The following is a 21,280-nucleotide window of genomic DNA, read 5'->3' as shown; positions in this document are numbered from 1 at the left end:
CAGTCATCCGGGATGTGGCAATCGGAGCGGCGGCGTTATGGGGCGGAGTCATCTTGCCGTAACGTTTTTTCGTAGTAAGGGATGAGATCCTTGTAAGTCCAGTCTTGCCGGAAGTCAGTGATCAGAGGAAGCTCATCAATTTTGAATTTTTGGTACTTGGGAGAATGAGAATCATCAAAAGCCCACTGTTTGAGAGGGATGTATCTGCAAATAAAGTTGATTAGCCAGCAGTTTTGGCGATAAAGGTATTGAATAATGTTAAGTAAATAAAGTATAATGTCCATGAGCAATGAAATCCTTTCTGGTATTTTGGAATTTTGGTCGAGGACATTATACCAAAAAAAGGGAGGTCATTGCTCTTTTTATTGCAAACTCCCATAAAATCAAGGTTTAAACAATAAAACAGGTAGTGAAACTTGACACTACCTAATGTAGAAGGGAAGGAAGAAAAATGAAAAAGAATGTTAGAAAATTAGGGGCCCTGCTTCTGGCAGGAGCAATGGCTGTCAGCACAGCGGGCTGTATGCCAACGGCAAAGCAGCAGGATGCCACAGCGGCACAGAACACGCAGGAGAGCAGCACGGCGCAGGAAAATGCGGGTGGAAGTGAGGCTGCACAGGGCGCAGGGGAAGCCGCAGCAGAACTGGCGGTGGATACCCAGACGCCCATCACCCTGAGGATGAACTGGTGGGGCGGAGATTCCAGACATCAGGCCACCCTGGCTGCCATTGAAAAATTTCAGGAGAAATATCCCAACATTACGGTGACAGCCGAGTATGAGGCATTTAACGGCCATGAGGAGAAAATCGCCCTGGGAATCAAGTCCGGCAATGCGGCGGACGTGATGCAGCTGGACTGGAGCTGGGTTCCCACCTATTCGCCAAACGGGGACAACTTCTATGATCTGAATAAGGTATCCAATATCTTGAACCTGGACAATTATACAGAGGGGGACAAGGCTGTGTTTACCATCAACGGCAAGCTGGACGCGATCCCCATCAGCAATACGGGAAGGGTGTTCTGTTGGAACAAGACTACCTTTGACAAGATCGGCGTGGAGATTCCGGGCACATTAGATGAACTGCTGGCAGCGGGCAAAGCATTCGAGGCATATGACGAATCCTACTATCCACTGGTCACAAAGGAACTGGACCGCGCGTTCCTCATGGTTTATTACCTGCAGTGTAAGTACGGCAAGGACTGGGTAAAGGATGGCGCGCTGCAGTACAGCCAGGAGGAGGTTGCAGAAGGGTTTGACTTCCTTAAGAACCTGGAGGACAATCACGTGATCCCCACCCTTCAGAAGGTGGCGGGAGACGGCGCCGATCTGATCGACACAAACGCAAACTGGATCGATGGCCATTATGCCGGCATTTTCCTGTATGACACCTCAGTTGTAAAGCATGCGGAGGCAGTAAAGGACGGCGAGTTTGTGATTGGTGATTACGTTGAGATGGGAGATTACCACGGTGGCTTTATCAAGGTAAACCAGGCATTTGGCATCAGCGCAACCACGGAGCATCCGGCAGAGGCTGCTGCGTTGATCCAGTTCCTGGTAGCTGAGGAAGACGGTGTAAAGACCCTGGGAGACACCCGCGGTGTTCCTGCCAACAAGGAGGGACTGGCCATGCTGGACTTAAGCGGAAGCCAGGTGGCAGAGGCCAATGCAAAGGCAGTGGCATGGAGCAGCTTCCAGATGGACCCTACCTTTGAAAGAAATTCCTTTACCGGTGCGGACGGCACATTCTTTAACGCCCTTCAGCTTTCCAGCTACGGGGAGAGCGATTCCATGTCCTGTGCAAAGATCGTACTGGACGGGGTAGCCCAGGAACTGGCAAGATAAGGGCGGTGAAAGACACTTTATAACCTGACAAAGATATAACTATATATGATTGAACCGGAGAAATGATACTGAACCGGAAAATCAAGATACCATCAGGCAGGAAGACTATTATCTGCCGGATGGTATCTTTTTGCTGAAACCGATGGGGAATCATTTTTCACATTGCATATCCTGCAAAAAAAAAGTATACTGAAAACAGAATGTTTATGTAATACGGGAGGTAGCATGGTTACAATGGAAGATGTCGCCAAGGCGGCAAATGTATCACGGGCAACTGTATCAAGGGTTTTATCCAATCACCCTTCCATCAAGATGGAGACGCGCAGTCATGTCATGTACTGGGTAAAAAAGCTGGGATATGAGCCGAATCAGGTGGCCCAGAGCCTGGCGGGGAATAGGACCAATATTATCGGAGTGCTGTTTTCAGATTTATCCAATCCATTGTATGCATCCCTTATGACCGCCATTGTACATGAGGCGGAGATCTACGGCTATAGCGTGATCCTGGGGGATGCCCAGAGAGACCGGGCTAGGGAAGCCAATATCATCAATGGCTTTAAGCGCAGGAAAGTGGACGGAATCATTGTCAGGCCTATCGGAACGCCTAACAGGAAGCTGTACAGCGGGATCAGCGTACCCCTGGTAAGTCTTTTTAAACTTACGGATAAGAAAAATATCATTATAAGTTCGGAGGAGGGCGGCATGCAGGTGGCGCGCCATTTTTGCGAACTAGGTCACCGGAATGTGGGGTATATAGGACCGCTGAGATCATTGGCAGGCAACAATAAGCTGGAAGGCTTTCGGGATGAGCTTGAAAAAAACGGACTGAAGATAAAAGCCATTGTGGAGTGCAGCCAGCATGAGACAGCAGAAAATCAAAAGGCCTATGAAATCATTGATCAATATTTTGAATCCCACGACCCGTCTAAGATCACTGCATGGTTTGCACACAGCGACATTGCTGCCAGTGATGTGATAAAAGCACTGGTGGAGCGTGGGATCAGCGTCCCAAAGGACGTGATCGTATGCGGCTATAATAATACACTGCTGGCAAAAAAGATGATCCCCACCCTCACCTCTGTTGCATCCCCCATAGAGGAGATTGCAAAAAACGCAGTCGGTCTGGTCATTCAGGGAATCGAGGGAGATCTGGAGGAAGAAGTGGTCAATCTGTCTCCAAGACTGGTAATCCGTGAATCCACCTCCAGTTTATTGTGAATATTTTATAAAAATCATGTGGGTATTTTATGAAAAGGTACAAAAATTATGAAACTGCTTGACAGAGATTTAATTCTGAGCTAAGCTTATTTCATCAAATGAACGCGCGTACATTGTTGCATAATTTTATAGGAGGTCATTATGAGTAAAGAGAAACAGGCAGCACAGGAGATATTAAAACATATCGGCGGTCAGGAGAATATCTTAAATGTCGAACACTGCGCCACAAGGCTGAGACTTGTTCTTAAGGATGCATCTGAATTTGATAAAAAAGAAATTGAAGCCATTGACGGCGTAAAGGGGAGCTTTTTTGCATCCGGCCAGCATCAGATCATACTGGGCACCGGATTTGTAAATAAGGTCTACCAGCAGGTGCTTGAGATTACAGGAATGGACACAGGAAAGATGATGTCCAAGGCAGAGGCCGCGGCCGTGAACATGAATGCAGTTCAAAAGGCATCCAGGCTGTTGGGGGATGTATTTTTTCCAATCATACCAATCCTGGTTGCAACAGGACTTTTTATGGGACTGCGCAGTCTGATCACCAATCTGGGAGTGGAATTAAACCCCACATTCCTGACACTGTCACAGGTTCTGATCGACACGGCATTTTCGTTCCTGCCGGCTCTTGTTACATATTCTGTAATGAAACGGTTTGGCGCATCCCCTGCGCTGGGTATTGTGATCGGCCTTATGCTGGTTGCACCTCAGCTGCCCAATGCAAACCAGGTGGCAAGCGGTAGCGTGGAACCCATCTATTTAAGTCTGATGGGGCTGAACATTCCAATCATAGGATATCAGGGTTCGGTGCTTCCGGCATTGATCCTGGGCGCGATCGCTGCAAAGATTGAAAAGGGATTGAGAAAAATCGTACCGGATGTCCTGGACCTGATCGTAACCCCGTTTATCACACTTCTCAGCAGTCTTTTTATCGGACTGATCGTGATTGGCCCGATCATGCACATGGTTGAACAGGGATTGGTGGTCCTGATCTCCATGCTGATGAATATTCCCTTTGGCATCGGCGGCTTTATGGTAGGCGCCCTGCAGCAGGCGGTTGTCATAACCGGATTACACCATACCTTTAAGGCGCTTGAGATCGAGCTTTTGGCAAATACAGGAGCCAATCCCTTTAACGCACTGGTGTGCGGCGCGATCGTGGCACAGGGGGCTGCAGGCATTGCGGCTGCGCTCAAGACAAAAAATAAAAAGCAGAGGTCCCTTTACTTTACATCCGTGGTACCTGCATTTTTAGGCATCACAGAGCCTTTGATCTTTGGCGGAAACCTGCCAAGGCTGACTCCCTTTATCTGCGGATGCATCGGAGGCGGATGCGCAGGAGTATTTTCCTCCATTGTGGGTCTGGCAGGAACCGGTATGTCCATCACCGCATTGCCGGGCATGCTCCTGTATTTAAACGGGCAGCTTGGAACGTATTTGATTGCATGCCTCATTGGGTTTATAACCGCTTTTGTATTGACCTATGTGATGTATAAACCAGTTGAAGAGTAATATTGAGAAATAAAAGGAGTATCATGGAACGACTGTATAATAATATAATTTTGCCTGATATATGGCCACCCCGTTACAAGGAGGAGACGCTGGACAAGCCGCTGCCGGTTCCGTACCTGGAAAATAAACCGGACTACATCGATATTTCAATTGGAAGGCAGCTGTTTGTGGATGATTTCCTGATTAGTCACACAGATCTGATCCGCGAGTTCCCGTCTCCAAAGACATCAGAAGCCCCTGTTTTCCGGCCCGAGACAGATATGGAATTAAATGATGGCTATTGCACCTGTGCCAGCCCTTTTAATGGAGGCGTGTTTTATGATACTTATGACCGAATGTTTAAAATGTGGTACCAGGCCGGATGGTTTGACGGCAGCGCCTATGCCGAGAGCAAAGACGGGCTGCATTGGACCCGTTTAAGCCAACTTGCATCCGGCTCCAAAACGGACCGGGTATTGGAGCATGTTCCCGGATATATGAGGGATGGGGATGCGGTCTGGATGGACCCGGATACAGATAACCTGGAAGAACGCTATAAAATGCTGACCTTTTACAGGTGTTTTGACAAAGACTACAGATATTATCATTTAAAACCCAAGCATGCACATGACGATCCCCAATCCATTCCCCCCAGGGAGATGACTGTTTTATACCAATCTTCAGATGGGATCCACTGGAAGGAGGCGGGGCAGACAGGTCCTTCAGGGGATAACACCACCTTTTTCCACAACCCTTTCCGGAACAAGTGGGTATACAGCATGAGGACATTTTCCAAGCTGGACAGCCGGGTAAGAGTGCGGGGATATTATGAAACAGATGATTTCTTCAGGGGCAGCCAATGGACGCAGGATGATATCCGATTCTGGGCAAGGACGGATATCTATGATAAGCCGGACCCGGAGATGGGATATTACACACAACTATACAATCTGGATGCGGTGGCATATGAAAGTGTGATGCTGGGTGTTTATTCCGTTTTTATGGGCCCTCCCAATTTTGTGTGTGAAAAGACAGGGATGCCAAAGATAAATGATCTGAAACTGGCATTCAGCAGGGACGGGTTTCATTTCCACAGGCCGACCTATGATAATTTCCTGTCATCTTCCCGCATATGTGGGGAATGGGATTATGGATATCTCCATCCGGCCAACGGCATCTGTACGGTTGTGGGAGATGAGATATGGTTTTTTTATTCGGCATTTTCAGGAGAATCCCCTGTGTTTGGTACCCATAAATATTCCGGGGGAGCCATGGGAATCGCAAAACTGAGGCGTGACGGGTTTGCAGCCATGAAACCGCAGGACGAAAAGGGGGAACTGACCACAGAAATACTGAAATATCAGGGAGAGTATGTGTTTGTAAATGCAGACTGTCCCAAAGGGGAGCTGGCAGTGGAAGTCCTGGATGAAGGCGGAAATGTGATCCCAGGCTATTCGGCTGCGGACTGTGTCACAATGGCCCAGGACCGGACAAAATACAGGATCCGGTGGAAAACAAGGGACCTCCTGGACCTGCCGGGGGACAAAATACGTCTCAGGTTTATTTTGAAAAATGGAAAACTATATTCATTTTGGATCACTGACAGCGCGGAGGGGAAAAGCCATGGATATCTGGCCGCGGGGGCTTTGGAGTTAAAGCGTGGGAACAGGGATGATTAAGGATGGATAGGGATGGTTGGCTAACTGCACTAAAATAGATAATTATGCCTAATAGTCATCTGCACAAAATATGATAGCTGACAGGCAAAATATAGGATGGAAGTATCTGCACAAAAGGCGTATAATCAAACTGATACTAGAATAGGTTCAAGAGTTGTTTCATGGAACGATAAAAGTAAATATGCGCAAGGAGGCAGAGAAATCATATGTCAACCATATCAAAATGTATGAATTCCCTTTCCCAGGGAGTCTATGTGATCGGATCAAAGAAGGATGAAACATATAATCTAATGACAGCTGCATGGGTGACGCAGGTGTCGGCAAATCCCAACCAGCTGGCAGTGGCAATTGGTGCCAGCCATCTTACGGCCGGGCTTGTGAGGGAGCAGGAGAAGTTTTCGCTTTCCGTGCTGGCAGAGGGGCAGGAACAGGCTGCCAGGATCTGTGGTACCCAGTCGGGGAGAAACGTGGACAAGTCCAAGCTGGTGTCCTGTGAGGTGAATAAAAAAGGAATGCCTGTGGTCAATGGTTCAGCGGCATGGCTGGATTGTGAAGTGAGCAGGTGTATCGACCTGGGAGACCACGTTCTGGTAATTGCAGAGGTTGTGGGCGGAGAAGTATTTTCGGATAAGGTACTTTTATATGATGCGGAGACATATTTTCCTGGGTAGCGGGTGGTATTATGTTTTATATACCTGGCAAAGGGATAAGGGATAAAAGAAATAAGGTGCTGCGGTACGGAGCGGTAAGGCTTTGTGCTGCGGTGCCTTTTTTGGGATTTTATATCTGGTGGAAAACTTTACCGGATACCATGGGCATATTTTGAAAAATAATTGCCGGCAGGAGATGATGTAATTAAAAGGTCATTGAAACAGTAGGCATGATTATGATGTTCATAGCGGCAGGATGGGTATTTAACTAGACTGTCAAATCATATTTTAAACTTGAATATTTAGTTTCCATATAGTTAGGCGGATTCTAAAAAGAGAATGGGCGCAGGGGATGAGCTCCGATTGACATGGAGTTGATCGGAGCCCGGAAATGTGACGAACGCTTCCCCACGGATAGAAATATCTAGGGGGATTTTTTTAGAGCTGCCTGTTTCCCGACAGCTCCATAATGATTTTATGAAAGGAAATATCGTTCCATTCCCTCCAGCAAATACTGTCCCGCCACCGCCCCCTGGTCAGGAATCCCTTTGGCCCTGGCTGAGAACACTGCGGCTTTACCAAACTTGGGCAGCATATCTTTGGTGGCTGCGGCACCGGCCCTTGCACCTTCCGCAGCTGCATGGATTACCGTAACCATATCCGCTCCGTCTTTGCTGGCTTCCAGTGCTTTTTTAGCGGCTGCATCCATTGCGTCCAGAAGTGTCCGGTCGCCGGGCCGGCATTTTCCCCGGCGTTCAATTCCCCTGGCAAAGCCATCCAGGAATTCAGAAAACTCTTTTGGCCCCATCTCCGCCTTTCCGCCAAGGACCTTGGCGCCTTCCATGATTCCGCTGGCCATCAGGGTACCCATGGTGGACGGAACAAGACCGGACATTTTCATGCCTGCCTTCATTAATGTTTTTCCAATATTCCCATCCTCCCCATTCTCACGGATTAACCGGGGCAGGGCACCGAAGCCTTTCTCCATGGTCAGACCCAGGTCTCCGTCACCCATTTTTGCATCCATCTCACAGAGTTCCTCCTTTTTCTCTTCAAAGATTTCCGCTGCGCCCTGAAAGAATGCAGGGAGTTCATGATATCTTATGCTGTCCATCCTTTTCCTCCTTCACAGATCCGGAATCATCATACCTGGGTGTAAAACGGCGTGTGCACAGGCATATCTATCCACTGTTTCATCTCTTCATCCGCCATACGGCAGATGGAAACAGATGCCCCGGCCATTTCCATGCTGGTGGCATATTCGCCTACAAAAGTACGGTGGATCCTGATACCCTTTTTATTCAGAAGCTTGTGTACGCTTCCTGAAAGGATGTACAGCTCCTCCTGGCTGGTTGCGCCCAGTCCGTTTATCAGCACACAGACTTCCTCACCTGCACCCAGAGGCATATCACTTAAGATTTTGTCCACCGACTCGCCGGCCAGTTCATCCGCGGTCTTCACCGGCCCGTTCCATACACCCGGTTCTCCATGGATGCCCATTCCAAATGCCATCTCGCCGTCTGCCAGTGTGAAATTGGAGCGGCCGATTTCCGGGATGATACAGGGAGTCAGGGCAAAGCCAACGGTGCGGGTATTGTCTTTTGCCTTTTTTGCTGCTGCCAGTACCTCTTCCAGTGTCCCCATCCGGGCGGCCCTGGCCCCGGCACATTTATACATGAAGAATATGCCCGCCACTCCTCGGCGCACCGCCACATCCTTATTGGAAAGCACATCATCCGCACCCACAATGCTTGCGGTTTTAATGTCATCCATTTCCAGCAGTTCGGACGCCATGTCAAAATTCATGATATCGCCTGTATAGTTCCCATAGAGGAACAGGATTCCGGCTCCTGATTCCACCTCTTTTGCCACATTATATATCTGCTCTGCACAAGGAGACTGGAACACGCCGCCCACACCGCAGCCGTCCAGCAGGTTTTCGCCCACATAGCCAAGGAACAGGGGCAGATGCCCGGTTCCTCCGCCTGTTATGATTGCCACCTTGCCCTGCTTTTTCTGCGCAATACAATAGCAGCGCAAATCATTTTCAATGTATTTAACCATATCGGGGTGCGCCGCGTAAATACCGTTAAGCATGTCATCCGTATACTGCTCGGGGGCATTGATTATCTTTTTCATAGCGTCCTCCTTAGAGAATGATTTCTTTTGGATAGGCCCATTTCTCAAGTTCTTCCACAGGCAGCGCTTTTGGCTCGGCTCCGCCTGTGCTGGCAAGGGTAATATAATACATCTCAGCAATTTCCTCCACATACTGTGCCTTTAAGAAGGCATCCTCAAGGCTGCTTCCTGCCGCAATGGCGCCATGGCTTTCCATGAGGCAGACTTCGTGATCCTTCATAACATCTGCCACCTTCCATGCCAGGTCAACGGTTCCCGCCCTTCCGTAGGGCGCCACGGGAACCATGCCCGTTTTCCCCAGGTACGCGCTTTCATACACAATAGGCGGAATCGGCTTGTTCATGATGGCAAATGCAGTTGAATACCGGGCATGTGTATGTACAATTGCCAGAATGTCTTTTCGTTCCTTATAAATATACAGGTGCATCATGGCCTCACTGGACGGTTTTAAATCCTCCTGCCGCTCAATCACCTTGCCGTCCAGATCCATGACACAAATATGTTTTGCTGTAAGCACATCCCTGGACACCCCACTGGGTGTGATGACCGCATACCCTGTTTCCGGGTCATATATACTGAAGTTGCCCGACTTATGTTTGCACATGCCAAGCCGGTCCGCTTCCTTTGCCGCTGCAACCACCTGTTCTTTTAATACCTCAAGCATATCATGTTCCTCCTACTTTCCGATTCCCAGTATTTCAAACGCCTTGTCAAAGGGTGCGTGGCACATTCCCTTTTCCGTGATGATGCCTGTTATCAGCGAATGGTCCGTCACATCAAAGGCAGGATTATACACATGGATACCCTCAGGAGCCATACGCTCCTTATACCACATCTGTGTCACCTCATCGGGGCTTCGCATCTCAATGGGAATCTCCTTTCCGGTTGGTGTGTCCATATCAATGGTGGATGTGGGCGCGCACACATAGAAGGGAATCCCATAATGCTTTGCCAGAATCGCCACGCCGCTGGTTCCGATCTTATTGGCCGAATCACCGTTCATTGCAACCCGGTCACAGCCCACGAAAATAATATCTATCTTTCCGGACTGCATCAGGATAGAGGCCATGTTATCACACTGCAGGGTTGTTGTGATACCTGCGTTATACAGTTCAAATGAGGTAAGACGGGCGCCCTGGAGCAGCGGCCTGGTCTCATCACAATAAACGTGCATGGCCGTTCCCGGCCAGCCCTTTTCCAGTGCAATGTACATGGGGGCCGTTGCAGTGCCGTACTTTGCAGTGGCAAGTGTGCCTGCATTGCAGTGGGTCATGATGCCAATCTCTTTTCCCTCCTGCTTAAGCTCCTCTAACAGTCCAAAACCAATCTCTCCGATCACTCGGCTGATTTGGACATCTTCCTCACGGATAGCATCTGCTTCCTGAAAAAGAAGTTCCTTAATCTCTGCAACATCCTTTTCCTGATTGGCAGCCACGGTTCTGTCCATACGGTTCAGCGCCCAGAACAGATTGACCGCAGTGGGCCTGGAGGAAGCCAGGTAATCCTTTAATTCCTTAAATTCCGGATAAAAGGTTTCGTACCGGTCCGCGGTGATGCGTGAGGACAGTAATGCGATTCCATAGGCGGCCGCTGCTCCGATGGCCGGCGCCCCCCGTACCTTCAGCTTCTTGATGGCCTCCCAGATTTCCTCTTTTGTGCTGATCCGGATTCGTTTAATGGTGCCCGGAAGAAGGGTCTGGTCAATAATATCCAGCGCGCTCCTGTCCTCCTTCATGCGGACCGTAATTACTTTGTCAAAAAATTCTTCAACCGTCATGGCTTCATGCCTCCTTTACCTTAAGAGCAGTTTTGTATGATGCTGTCCATTTCAAAGTGTTTTTTCCGCCGCTTCCTTTGCCCTTTTTACCGCTGCCACAAAATCGGCACCGGTCCTAAAGGAACCTTGGTTCATGATATAGTCTTTTCCTGCCAGGATATTGATACGTTCCGCAAGAAGGCGCTTTTTTTCATCCGTTATTGTTGTCACATCCACAACATTGGCCATGCCCACGGTCCTGCGATGCAGCTCTGTTCCCGCGTAACCCGCAGTGTCCCGAAGTATACCGTCAAAATACCACGCCTTGAATCCTTTTACCTTGGCCATGGGTTCGGTTACCGCTTCATCATACTTTTTGCTGAACTTTTCTATAAAGAGATCCACTGTTTCCTCAATGGTCTTTAAAATCCAGCCGCAGAAAGGTGCGTCATCCGTGGAAAGGCCATTGTCATATGCAAAAATCAGATTTGCGATCACATTGCCGATGTCATAGCCCATGGGGGCGTAGGTCCCGAATTCAGAGTCAAAAATCTTTGTGGCGTCCTGACGGATGAAGATCGAGCCGGTGTGAAGGTCCCCCTGCAAAAGAGCCTGGGCATCAGTCATAAAACGGAATTTAAGCTTTGCAACTTCCAAATGAAGGGCTTCGTCACCGTAAAGTTCCCTTTTTACAAAATCCCCATTGGGCGCATATACATTGTTGCGGTTATTCAAGTCATTGTAAGGCTCCATAAGTACCAGTTTTTCCGTAATATCACAGAGGTCCGGTGAAATAAACTTTTTAACCAGCTCTTTTTTATCTTTGTGGTCCATGACAATGTCGCTGCTCAGCAGCAGCGTATTTACCATAAAGGTGGATACGTCTTCAGCAAACTTTGGAAAAGTCTCATGTCTCAGCATGGCATCCCGCATGACCGCATAGTCAGAACAGTCTTCCATTCCGCAGGCGCACATTATGGTATCAAAGAAATACACATGAGGCACCATACCGGGCGCGAACTTATCTTCCAGCATAAGGATTTCGGATTCCAGGCGGTTTCTGTCCCTGGAAGGCTTCATATCCTTGGATATCCTGGCCTCGGTTCCCGCCTGCTTGATATAGATGGAATGGCCTTTGCCGTCCCAGACCCGGTACACATAGTTTAAGTTGCCATGGGACGATGGTACGATTGCTTCCATGGAATCACGGTCCCAGGGAATCTCCCCTGCCTTCTCCAGCGTGTATTCGATAACATCATCCACATTCATCTGAAAATAATGATTAAATCTTGACATATGTAGTAACCTCCCACTTAATCTTCTCTCTTAGATGCATAAGCTGCAATAAGCGCAAGTGCCAGAACAGCGCCCTTTACTGCAGGCAGAACATAGAACGGGACAGCACAGATGGTAAGCCCGTTCTCCAGCGTGGACACCAGCATGGCGCCAATCATGGTTCCCAGCGCATTGGGCTTCTCCGCGCCGCCTACGGTGCGTCCCACGAAAACAGCTGCCAGCGAAGGCATCAGGTAATTGTCACAGCACATAACCTGTGCGGAACTTCCTCTGGATGCCACCAGGATACCGCCGACCGCAATGAACACTGCGGTAATCATACCTGCCAGATAGCGGTACTTCTTAACATCGATGCCGGACAGCTTGGCGGCCTCCTTGTTTCCGCCCATGGCATAAAGATAACGGCCATGTTTGGTAAAATTAAGGAAAAGATAAGCCACAAACACACATCCCAGCATGATAATGATAATCCACGGCGCACGTCCGATGGCTGAAAATGATTCCGAAAGAGCGGTGCGGGCAGGCATAGCCCCCCAGGAGGTCTTCATGCCCGTGGATACTGCGCCTCCGCCAATATACCACTGACCGATACCCTGATGGACAAACATCAGTGCACAAGTGGCAAGCATGTCCGGAATTTTGCACACAAGGATCAGGAACATGGTCAGCTGGTACATGACCAGGGTAGCAAAAATACAGGTAATGATGGACATCCCCAGGGACATCCCAAGCCACAGATAGGCTGATACGAACACATAGGCAGAACAGCTTGCCAGTGTTCCGGCAGACATATCGAATCCGTCCGGTGCCATGGTAATGGTTGCTGCGATTCCAAATACCGTATTGATGGCCATTGCCCTAAGGATATTAACCATATTGCTTCCCGACATAAAGGCGCTTCCTTTATACCCTGTAAATGCGATAAAGCAAACAAGCAATGCCAGGACTGCAGCCCAATCCACTAGAAACCTTTTAACATTTGTACGACTTTTCATTGCTACAGTATCCCTCCTGTCTATTGAATCCGGTTTTTATTATCTGTTCCGCCAACCGAGTAGTACATGATCTCATCCTCCGTGGTCTTAGCTGTCTCCAGTTCCGCCATCACCGTTCCGTTATACATCACATACATCCGATCTGTTAAGGACAGCAGCTCAGAGTTTTCGCAGGATGCGTAGATCACTCCGTGGCCCTGTTTGGCGATTTGGTTGATCAGATGGAATATATCCTGCTTTGCTCCCACATCCACTCCTTTTGTGGGTTCGTCAAAGATATAGATATCACAGTCCGCTGCCAGCCATTTTCCAACCGCAACCTTTTGCTGGTTACCGCCGGAAAGATTTTTTACCTGCTGCCTCACGCTGGGCGTGGAGATTCCAAGGTCCTCTACATACCGTTTGGCATTGGCGTCAACCCTTCGCCTGCGGATAAAAGGACCGGTACAAAATCGGGAGAGGCATGCGGCTGATAAGTTGAAACTGACATTTTCATGAACCAAAACCCCCTCTTTACGTCTTTCCTCAGGCACCAGGGCCATGCGGTTCTTCACTGCGCCCGATGGGTTTGCTATCTTCAACTCCCTGCCCTTAAGCATGATTTTGCCATCGGTCATTTTAAATGCGCCGAAAAGGGTTTTACAGAGTTCGGATTTGCCTGCGCCCACCAGACCTGCGATTCCAACCACCTCGCCGCTCTTTACCTGGATGGAAACATCCTTTACCTTGCCGCGTGCGCCGGATAAATGCAGGGTTTCAAACAGCATTTCACCGATTTCACAGGCTTCTTTTGGAAAATTTTCTTCAAAGGCACGTCCCAGCATTTTCTCCACAATCTCTTTTGTGGTTGTCTGCCCTGTTACCGGCGTTGTGTCAATGATCTTACCATTTCGCATCACCGTATAATTCTCACATATTTCCAGAATTTCATTTAACCGGTGGGAGATAAAAAGAATTGCTATATTTTCTGTTTTATGTAAATGCTGCACAATACGGAACAGTTCCTCTGTTTCCGTATTGCTCAAAGGAGCTGTCGGCTCGTCAAGAATCAGGAAATTGCATTCTGACCGGATAGCCTTGGCAATGAGCACCATCTGCTTCTGAGCCAGGGACAGGTTCTGTACCAGCTCATGTTCATCCACCTGGTCACGGCTGATATGCAGCCGGTCCAGGGCCGCGCGCCCCTGTTTATATGCCTTATTCCAGTTTACGATATAGCCGCTCTTTCCCATGACCATATCGTTCTGGACAATATTCTCTGCCACTGATAAAGTAGGATACAATGCAGTATCCACTTCCTGATAAACAATCTGTATTCCCAGTTTTTTTGCATCCACCGGTGTTCTGATCTCAACCTTTTTATCATTTAAGAACACTTCCCCCGTATAATTGGAATTGGCCCCTGCCAGCACCTTCATCAACGTTGACTTGCCCGCGCCGTTGGCTCCAACCACTGCGCGGATTTCACCGGTTGTCACTTCAAAATCAATATCATCAAGTGCTTTGACACCTGGAAATTCAATGGAAACACGTTTTGTCTCTAATTTGATCCTATCCATGGAGTCCCTCTTTTCAGCGATAAAATCTTTTTAAAAAAAGGAAACGCAGGCCAAAACCCGCGCTTCCCTTTAAAAAACGATTGCCTATGGTTTTGTGTGCGAAAGAAAACCTCGTTTTTCACTGTCAGCTTATTAGTGGATTAAATCCTTTGGCATCCAGTCTGCTTCAGACAGATAGTCCAGGTTACCGTAAGTTTCACCTGCGATAGTCCCCAGGTTTTCTACTGTGGAATCTGATTGAAGCGCATCAGCCTTGATTGCGGTTCCCGGAACCTCTACCACGTCCACACCGTTCTTTCCGGTTGCCGGGTCAAAAATCTTGTCATACTGGTCTGCAAGCTGCAGCATCAGGATACGCATTCCGATTTCTCCGTTCATGGTCCAGTCAGTGGTGCCTGCCGCGGTCCAGATGTCGGGACGGGTCTGCATATTGGTAATGTCGACCGGGTCAATGTCAACAGACGCCATGGGAAGTGCATCGCCATTCTTGCCATTAAAATTGTCATTCTCAGCAATTGCATTATAAACACCCTGGCCGTACAGATCATAATAAGCAATGATGCCGTCCACATCCGCACGGTTAACGCCCTGGAGATATGCGGCTGTAACCGTATTGGCGGAATCAACTGAATCCTGCAGCGGCTGTACCTCGCCTACCGTCACAATCTTGCCTTCCGCCTCATATTTCTGCCAGCCAACCTCACGGCGGTCAAACGGGCTGTTGTAGTTAGGGCCTCTCCATACCTTGATCAGGCGGACGCCCTCACCGTACTCCTCGATCATCTGGTCAAGCAGAACGGTTACCAGAGACTCATCCTGCTGGAACATCTGGGTAACGCCCGGAAGCTTCTGATACTCGCCATCGGTGTAAAACTGAGTGTCAAATGTAACAATCTCCAGGTCCGGATACTGCTCTGTGATCTCCTTTAAGAATACATAAGAACCATCCTGGTTGCCATGGCTGACCAGCAGTCCGTCATATCCCGCAGATGCACAGGTACGGATGGTGTCCTGCCACTTGTTAAAATCACCGTCACAGAAAAAGAAATCAAACTTTACATCCAGGGCATCGCAAAGGGATGCGCAGGAATCCTTCCACATCTGGAAGATGGTTGCGGATGGCAGAAGCATGATATAAGCTACTTTTTTGCCTGCCACCGGGTTTTCCGCTGCAGCTGTTGCTTCTGCGGTTTCTGCTTGTGCTGCTTTTGTCTCTGCTTGCGCCGCCGTGGTCTCCGCCGTCTTGGTCTCAGCTGCCGTGGTGGCTCCTGAACCGCCTGAACCGCCGCACCCTGCCAGCAATGATGCTGCCACGGTAATTGCCGCAATCACACTGACCACTTTTTTCATTTTTTTCATTCGTACGTTTCCTCCTTTTTATTGAAATTGTTTACTAAACATTATTTGAACTGCTCCCTACGTGTTAACTAAATAGTACAACGATTCTTTTGGCGTGTCAATATATATTTGACATATTTGTTATTATTTTACATATTAAATTATATTTATTGTGCATTTTAGTTGAACAAATCAAAAAATAATATGCCCCTGGTTACTGTTGTATTATATGATGTTTAGTAAACACATATTGTTTTCTCTGTAAAGAATTGACCCATTTCATACCGTGTGCTATAATCTCATCATAGTATGATTCGTAAGTTACAGGGATTGTTTAAAGATGTTTACTGCATTCTTTCTGCATTCCGGAAAGGGAGAAACCATATGACTGTCAGAGAACTGGCCAAGCAGATTGGTGTTTCACCCGCAACCATTTCCATTGTGTTAAACGGTAAAAAAGGGGTAAGCGAGGAGACACGTAAAAAGGTATTAGACGCACTTAAGACTTACCAGTACATGCCTCCTGTCCGCAAACCTAAAAGCGGTAAGAATGTACTTGTGGTGAAATTTTATAAAAGCGGTCTGCTGGTAGAAGAGAACCAGGGGTTTATTACCATGATTATTGATTCAATTGAAGAACAGCTCCGTGCAGAGCAGATTGGCATGACCCTGACCGTGGTAAAGACAGGCCTTAAATCCGCCCTTGATTCGCTGGATTACAGCAAATACTGCGGAATGTTCTTGATTGCCACAGAAGTCATGAGGGAGGATTTCGTACATCTGGATTCCATCCCCATTCCTTATGTGGTGGTGGATAATACGGTTCCCAACCATTACTGCAGCAGTGTATGCATGAACAATGGAGAGAATGTGTACATCGCCCTGCAGTATTTAAGAAAATGCGGACACACCGAACTGGGCTACCTGGGCAGTACCACGGGAGCCGAGAACTTCAACGAGCGACACGATGCTTTTATCAAATACGTAAAAGAAATGGATTTCCATTTTGACCCGCGCAATGAATTTCGTGTAAAACCCACCATGCTGGGGGCGCGGGATGATTTTGCACGGGTTCTGGAGCAAAAGCCAATCCTTCCGCCCTGCTTTTTCGCTGAGAATGATACCATTGCGCTGGGGGCAATGAAGGCCCTGAAGGAAAAGGGATATAAAATCCCCCAGGATGTGTCCCTTATGGGCTTTGACGACATCCCCTATTCCTCGATCAGTTCCCCTGCCCTCACCACCATCCATGTGCAGCGGAACATCATGGGCAAGCAGTCTGTCATCCAGCTGATGCAGCTGATTGAGGATCCGCGTTTCATGCCTATGAAAACGCAGATCACCGGGCGGCTGGTTGTGAGGTCCAGTGTGAAGGATTTGACATCGGTTCTTTAGATGTGTGAGTGGAAGTTATTATCTGTATGCAGAAAAGTCACGGTCCTGGTTTCTAAAGGCCGTGACTTTTATATATGTGTATTTCCATGGAGTTCAGACTGCCGAACATCTGCTGTGATCACCACCTCTGTCATCCGTATAAATGGCTCCTATGCTTAACTTTGCCGGTTTGGATGCAAGAAAGACCATGAGATAGGTTGATTATGGCCGGCTGGAGTGAATTAAAAGCGTCTTTCGCTGCCCTGGGGATACAACGGTGGAGCAGATGGTCCCAAAGGAGTTCGGAGGTGGTTACAACCTAATACATTTTGTAAGCCAGGCTGTATGCCGATAACGAACCCAAAGCATGAGCCGATTAAAAAAGTATATGTCCAGATGGTAAAGGAAGTTGTGGGAAGTGGGGCGTCAGATCATGGGAACGATTGATGAATATATCAAGCTTCCTTGTACGCTGAGGGTACAGAATGGAGACAGTGGAAGATATATCCGAGGGAGGTTATGTGGTGTCATATCCTGATTTAAAGGGGCGTATTACTTGCACGGATACGATGGAAGCGGCAATAGCCAATGTTAAGGATGCAAAGTTGGCATGGCTGGAAGCAGCGCTAGAGCCTGTTTGAAAATTGCTTTCTGCCGGCTGTATGTTATTTTCAAATACGCTCTAGAGTCAGGCTGTGATATTTTGGAGCCGGATGATTTGGAAAAGTATTCAGGCCAGTTTAAACTGCGTTTGCCGAAATCATTGCACCGGCAGCTGACACAGCACTCCAAACGGGAAGGGGTAAGTATGAATCAATACTGCGTGTATCTCTTGGCAAAAATGATGTATCTGTGGATAACAAGTAGTGTTGGGTGCTCAAATTAATGATAAATATGCAAAAGAGTAAAGCTCTGGTACGGTAAATTACAGGCAAAGGTGATGTTGCCAGATGGTTTTTAACCCTGTTTTACAGGGGGAGGGAGTCAAACTTCTAGTTATATTCAAAACTTCCAGCTATAATAAAAGTAGGTTAACAAGCCACAAATAAAAAACTTGGGGTGCCCTAATGGACAAAAATACATTAACACATATGAGTTGGATGTGTAAATACCATATTATATTTGCACCCAAATTTAGAAGAAAAGCAATCTATGGGTATCATGTTTCTAAGGTGAATAATGACTGGCAGTAAAAATATAATGCTCTGATGCAAGTCGAGTAATGCGCCATTCACATCCGGCTTTAAACGCTTTAATCTGGCCTTTGCGGCACTGTTTAGATGCAGTGGCCGGTCTTATATCCGTGATAACACAGATTCTCGGTATTAGCCGAAGCAGTGTTTACAAACTGCTTCGGTCAGGAACAGCGAAATCCAAAAGAATTGGGTGTCTTTACCGTATCCAATCAGCTTATCTTGAAGATTATCTGTGTTTGGGGTATAATAGCAATGATTCATTTGCAGAGTTGCCGGACAAAGGAAGATGGGATATATGACTGGTAGCTTACAAACTAAAGGAAAGTGCTGTTATGCAGTATTGAACTTTTACAATACACAAGGAAAACGTATCCCGAACGTATCCCGAGAGTAACATAGGCTCTGTTCTAAGTGGAAAATTCAGTGTACTTGCATTAGAAAAAGGTGCGGAAGAGAAGGTAAAATAACTTGATTCGGCTGCCGGCGTAGAAAAAGTGTTGGAAGATTGTTAGAAGATTGTTGGGAAAATGCTTTATGTAAACTGATGACAAGGTAACAAAAAACCCTTGATTTCCAGTAAAATCAAGGGTTTCCACAGTCGGAGTAACAGGATTTGAAGAATATGCGCTCCCCAAATAGTACGTAAATACGTTGTTTTTTAAGGGTGTGATTTACTTGTCTTCAAGATTGTCTCAAGAAAAAACCAAATAAGGTGGAAGGAGGAAGATAGTGCCGTATCGCTATTGTCCTGTTACTCCTGAATGGGTTTAAAATTAAATATTTGGACATCTGAATAAGTCCATGAGTATGTAGCAACAACACATATTCACGGGCTTATTTTAGTGCGCCAAAATAAACTGTAACGCTTATATACAGCACTTAGATTATAGACGAAGAACGGAGCACAATACCCATTCAAGCCCGTTCTCGTCCATCCTAGTGTGTCACAGAGGTATTGCAGGAGCACGATTTGAAATGATAATTTCATGTGCATTAAACATTACACAAGCAGAGGGAGGAAAAAAGAAATGTATGGAAGAGTAACAAAGTATTTTAGCGACAAGGGGTATGGATTCATACGCGGTGAGGATGGCAATACATATTTCATCCACAGGTCAAATCTTTTCGGAGAACATATTGATTGTGGATACTATGTGCACTTTAAAGTGTTCATCAATGACAGAAGTGATTACAATGCAAAATCAGTGATTGTCATTGAGGCACCAGAAAGGACGGTAAGGAATGGTAAGAAACATAAGTAACATGAATCAACTGTCCTCTGCCCTGGTTCCAGTATTACAGAGCATGGTTAATCAGATGGCAGACAGAGTATATGAAACATTGAATTTCTATTTACAGGACTACTATACAGGGTGGACACCATCAAGCTATCGAAGAACCTATGATTTCCTATATTCGGCTGTGAAAACAAAAGCAAGGATGGAAGGAAATAAGTGCGTTGCGTATGTCTATATTGATTATGATGCAATGGATAACTATGTAAATGCTACAGGGTTCCAGGTGGCAACCTGGGCGAACGAGGGGTTACATGGAGGACTGCCAGTAAGCCATAAGCCCCATGTGTGGGATGATACCATCAAACAGACGATTGATAATGGATCATTGCTCAAAGGAGCAATTCAATATTTGAAGGCAAAAGGGTTTACCGTAAAAGGATAATATCAGGAGGAAAATACATATGGAATTAAAAGACAGGGTAGCGGTTATTAATGATGAAAACATGACAAGATTATCATGCCTGTATGGAGAAATGAATATTGACGAGTTGGGGCGTGTAGTTAACAAGCATTTAGGCATCTGCTTAGATGATATAGAGGAGGACTTAACTAAGGCAAATAAAGTGCCGTATTGCAATGAGTGTGAATTTTTAAAGTGTATGGATTATATGAATAAGAATTACTACTGTGACCATGAGGACAGGGAAAATGATATGGGATATGTTGGCGTGGATCATCCACCAGTAACAAGCCCAATATGGTGTCCAAAGAGAGGAAGATTAAATTAATGGCAGGAAAAGAAGATATCGTAACAAGGATTGCACATAAGTCCGGACTGACTAAAAAAGCAACCTATAAATTCATGAAAGCATTTGGAGAGGTATTGACAGAAACATTGTGTGATGGTGAGCGGTTCCATATTCATAAAGTGTTCACCATGGAACCGAAATATAAGGGCGCATATATAAGATATGATCCAAAAACGCGAGAGGAAGTAGAGGTTCCTCCGCATATAAAGGTTAAGACAGTCATAGGGACAGAATTAGAAAGAGCATTGTACAATGTAGAGGATTCCCAGGCAGATTAAAAAATGATGAAGGAGCGTATGAAATATAATAGACATTAAGAATGCAGAGGAAAAGAAGATGATTGTAACAATGATAAAGGATTCACGGAACTGATGAAATATTCAATCATCCATGATGGAGTGCCTATATTCAAGGGCAGTTATGATGAAACAGCAGAATACATTGTGAATACGAATAAGTTGATTGAAGAAAAGATAAGTGGGATTTCCCACCTATAGGAAATAAAAGAAAGCCAGTATCAGAAATTCAGGAATAAATCTATCGCGTAATTCTACGCATAATTCCGCAGAAAAAATCCTATAAGTTTAGATAGGTAATGTGTATCAGATTCAAACCCAATTGGGTGTGAGATGGTAAACTGAATTTCGTTCCCCTAAATTGTGGAGTTCTATTTGTCAGGTTCATTCAGAACTAAACAAA

General features: G+C 46.8%; 18 protein-coding genes and 3 pseudogenes. 12 read left to right on the top strand and 9 right to left on the bottom strand.

Translation table 11 applies throughout. From position 1 onward, the window contains the following. A pseudogene (locus HMPREF9469_RS33910) lies at positions 1–284 on the bottom strand (transposase); the annotation flags it as partial. A gap of 167 nt (positions 285–451) precedes the next feature. Here HMPREF9469_RS33910 and HMPREF9469_RS24380 point away from each other — a divergent pair. From HMPREF9469_RS24380 to HMPREF9469_RS24360, 5 genes are all read left to right on the top strand, one after another. Then, positions 452–1,843 (top strand): ABC transporter substrate-binding protein, encoded by a 1,392-nt coding sequence (locus tag HMPREF9469_RS24380; RefSeq protein ID WP_007868343.1) that lies wholly within the window; start codon positions 452–454, stop codon positions 1,841–1,843. A 225-nt stretch (positions 1,844–2,068) separates the two neighbouring features. Beyond that, entirely contained in the window at positions 2,069–3,061 is a 993-nt protein-coding gene (locus HMPREF9469_RS24375) for a LacI family DNA-binding transcriptional regulator (RefSeq protein WP_007868340.1), read from the top strand. 141 nt (positions 3,062–3,202) lie between these two features. Then, positions 3,203–4,573, top strand: coding sequence for a PTS transporter subunit EIIC (locus HMPREF9469_RS24370; protein ID WP_007868337.1), 1,371 nt, complete (start codon positions 3,203–3,205; stop codon positions 4,571–4,573). A 23-nt stretch (positions 4,574–4,596) separates the two neighbouring features. Then, entirely contained in the window at positions 4,597–6,231 is a 1,635-nt protein-coding gene (locus tag HMPREF9469_RS24365; protein WP_007868335.1) for a hypothetical protein, read from the top strand. Positions 6,232–6,437: 206 nt separating this feature from the next. After that, positions 6,438–6,902, top strand: a complete 465-nt coding sequence (locus HMPREF9469_RS24360) for a flavin reductase family protein (RefSeq protein ID WP_007868332.1) — start codon at positions 6,438–6,440, stop codon at positions 6,900–6,902. 454 nt (positions 6,903–7,356) lie between these two features. Here HMPREF9469_RS24360 and HMPREF9469_RS24355 read toward each other — a convergent pair whose 3' ends face one another. From HMPREF9469_RS24355 to HMPREF9469_RS24320, 8 genes are all read right to left on the bottom strand, one after another. Then, positions 7,357–7,995, bottom strand: a complete 639-nt coding sequence (locus tag HMPREF9469_RS24355; protein ID WP_007868329.1) for a dihydroxyacetone kinase subunit L — start codon at positions 7,993–7,995, stop codon at positions 7,357–7,359. Positions 7,996–8,024: 29 nt separating this feature from the next. After that, the gene (locus tag HMPREF9469_RS24350) at positions 8,025–9,020 is read right to left on the bottom strand and encodes a dihydroxyacetone kinase subunit DhaK (protein ID WP_007868328.1); all 996 of its coding nucleotides are present in this window, start codon (positions 9,018–9,020) and stop codon (positions 8,025–8,027) included. A 10-nt stretch (positions 9,021–9,030) separates the two neighbouring features. After that, complete coding sequence (locus HMPREF9469_RS24345) at positions 9,031–9,684, bottom strand: class II aldolase/adducin family protein (protein ID WP_007868327.1); 654 nt, start codon at positions 9,682–9,684, stop codon at positions 9,031–9,033. Positions 9,685–9,696: 12 nt separating this feature from the next. Then, positions 9,697–10,797 (bottom strand): S-methyl-5-thioribose-1-phosphate isomerase, encoded by a 1,101-nt coding sequence (mtnA, locus tag HMPREF9469_RS24340; RefSeq protein ID WP_007868326.1) that lies wholly within the window; start codon positions 10,795–10,797, stop codon positions 9,697–9,699. A 51-nt stretch (positions 10,798–10,848) separates the two neighbouring features. Then, entirely contained in the window at positions 10,849–12,072 is a 1,224-nt protein-coding gene (mtnK, locus tag HMPREF9469_RS24335) for an S-methyl-5-thioribose kinase (protein WP_007868325.1), read from the bottom strand. Positions 12,073–12,089: 17 nt separating this feature from the next. Then, positions 12,090–13,067, bottom strand: coding sequence for an ABC transporter permease (locus HMPREF9469_RS24330; protein ID WP_007868324.1), 978 nt, complete (start codon positions 13,065–13,067; stop codon positions 12,090–12,092). Positions 13,068–13,087: 20 nt separating this feature from the next. Continuing rightward, positions 13,088–14,626, bottom strand: coding sequence for a sugar ABC transporter ATP-binding protein (locus HMPREF9469_RS24325; protein ID WP_007868322.1), 1,539 nt, complete (start codon positions 14,624–14,626; stop codon positions 13,088–13,090). A 132-nt stretch (positions 14,627–14,758) separates the two neighbouring features. Further along, a complete protein-coding gene (locus HMPREF9469_RS24320; protein WP_007868320.1) occupies positions 14,759–15,985 on the bottom strand; it encodes a type 1 periplasmic-binding domain-containing protein in 1,227 nt (408 codons plus the stop codon). Between the two features lie 288 nt (positions 15,986–16,273). Here HMPREF9469_RS24320 and HMPREF9469_RS24315 point away from each other — a divergent pair, with 288 nt between their 5' ends. The 7 genes and pseudogenes from HMPREF9469_RS24315 (at position 16,274) to HMPREF9469_RS24290 (ending at position 20,859) form a co-directional block, all read left to right on the top strand. After that, complete coding sequence (locus HMPREF9469_RS24315) at positions 16,274–17,359, top strand: LacI family DNA-binding transcriptional regulator (protein ID WP_117451968.1); 1,086 nt, start codon at positions 16,274–16,276, stop codon at positions 17,357–17,359. Between the two features lie 412 nt (positions 17,360–17,771). Further along, positions 17,772–18,224, top strand: a pseudogene (locus HMPREF9469_RS24310) (toxin-antitoxin system HicB family antitoxin). Between the two features lie 181 nt (positions 18,225–18,405). Next, positions 18,406–18,495 (top strand): annotated as a pseudogene (locus HMPREF9469_RS31550) (IS200/IS605 family transposase); the annotation flags it as partial. Between the two features lie 1,067 nt (positions 18,496–19,562). Further along, positions 19,563–19,796, top strand: coding sequence for a cold-shock protein (locus HMPREF9469_RS24305; RefSeq protein ID WP_007868302.1), 234 nt, complete (start codon positions 19,563–19,565; stop codon positions 19,794–19,796). Next, a complete protein-coding gene (locus HMPREF9469_RS24300) occupies positions 19,777–20,214 on the top strand; it encodes a hypothetical protein (protein WP_007868300.1) in 438 nt (145 codons plus the stop codon). The genes HMPREF9469_RS24305 and HMPREF9469_RS24300 overlap by 20 nt, the downstream gene beginning before the upstream one ends. Before the next feature lie 19 nt (positions 20,215–20,233). Continuing rightward, entirely contained in the window at positions 20,234–20,560 is a 327-nt protein-coding gene (locus HMPREF9469_RS24295) for a hypothetical protein (RefSeq protein ID WP_007868297.1), read from the top strand. Next, entirely contained in the window at positions 20,560–20,859 is a 300-nt protein-coding gene (locus tag HMPREF9469_RS24290) for an HU family DNA-binding protein (RefSeq protein WP_007868294.1), read from the top strand. Before HMPREF9469_RS24295 ends, HMPREF9469_RS24290 begins: the two co-directional genes overlap by 1 nt. Positions 20,860–21,280 lie beyond the last annotated feature (421 nt).

Source organism: [Clostridium] citroniae WAL-17108, assembly GCF_000233455.1.
Taxonomy (GTDB): domain Bacteria; phylum Bacillota; class Clostridia; order Lachnospirales; family Lachnospiraceae; genus Enterocloster; species Enterocloster citroniae.
The sequence above is the reverse complement of the archived record's forward strand: the minus strand, read 5'-3'. Positions and strand labels throughout refer to the sequence as shown.

Bases quoted from the DNA above. Each gene is read 5' to 3' on its own strand.
- HMPREF9469_RS24365 (WP_007868335.1), top strand. From the start codon at position 4,597: ATGGAACGACTGTATAATAATATAATTTTGCCTGATATATGGCCACCC.
- HMPREF9469_RS24295 (WP_007868297.1), top strand. From the start codon at position 20,234: ATGGAATTAAAAGACAGGGTAGCGGTTATTAATGATGAAAACATGACA.
- HMPREF9469_RS24300 (WP_007868300.1), top strand. From the start codon at position 19,777: ATGGTAAGAAACATAAGTAACATGAATCAACTGTCCTCTGCCCTGGTT.
- HMPREF9469_RS24345 (WP_007868327.1), bottom strand. From the start codon at position 9,684: ATGCTTGAGGTATTAAAAGAACAGGTGGTTGCAGCGGCAAAGGAAGCG.
- mtnK (WP_007868325.1), bottom strand. From the start codon at position 12,072: ATGTCAAGATTTAATCATTATTTTCAGATGAATGTGGATGATGTTATC.
- HMPREF9469_RS24375 (WP_007868340.1), top strand. From the start codon at position 2,069: ATGGTTACAATGGAAGATGTCGCCAAGGCGGCAAATGTATCACGGGCA.
- HMPREF9469_RS24290 (WP_007868294.1), top strand. From the start codon at position 20,560: ATGGCAGGAAAAGAAGATATCGTAACAAGGATTGCACATAAGTCCGGA.
- HMPREF9469_RS24360 (WP_007868332.1), top strand. From the start codon at position 6,438: ATGTCAACCATATCAAAATGTATGAATTCCCTTTCCCAGGGAGTCTAT.
- HMPREF9469_RS24380 (WP_007868343.1), top strand. From the start codon at position 452: ATGAAAAAGAATGTTAGAAAATTAGGGGCCCTGCTTCTGGCAGGAGCA.
- HMPREF9469_RS24320 (WP_007868320.1), bottom strand. From the start codon at position 15,985: ATGAAAAAAATGAAAAAAGTGGTCAGTGTGATTGCGGCAATTACCGTG.
- HMPREF9469_RS24355 (WP_007868329.1), bottom strand. From the start codon at position 7,995: ATGGACAGCATAAGATATCATGAACTCCCTGCATTCTTTCAGGGCGCA.
- mtnA (WP_007868326.1), bottom strand. From the start codon at position 10,797: ATGACGGTTGAAGAATTTTTTGACAAAGTAATTACGGTCCGCATGAAG.
- HMPREF9469_RS24315 (WP_117451968.1), top strand. From the start codon at position 16,274: ATGATTCGTAAGTTACAGGGATTGTTTAAAGATGTTTACTGCATTCTT.
- HMPREF9469_RS24370 (WP_007868337.1), top strand. From the start codon at position 3,203: ATGAGTAAAGAGAAACAGGCAGCACAGGAGATATTAAAACATATCGGC.
- HMPREF9469_RS24350 (WP_007868328.1), bottom strand. From the start codon at position 9,020: ATGAAAAAGATAATCAATGCCCCCGAGCAGTATACGGATGACATGCTT.
- HMPREF9469_RS24305 (WP_007868302.1), top strand. From the start codon at position 19,563: ATGTATGGAAGAGTAACAAAGTATTTTAGCGACAAGGGGTATGGATTC.
- HMPREF9469_RS24325 (WP_007868322.1), bottom strand. From the start codon at position 14,626: ATGGATAGGATCAAATTAGAGACAAAACGTGTTTCCATTGAATTTCCA.
- HMPREF9469_RS24330 (WP_007868324.1), bottom strand. From the start codon at position 13,067: ATGAAAAGTCGTACAAATGTTAAAAGGTTTCTAGTGGATTGGGCTGCA.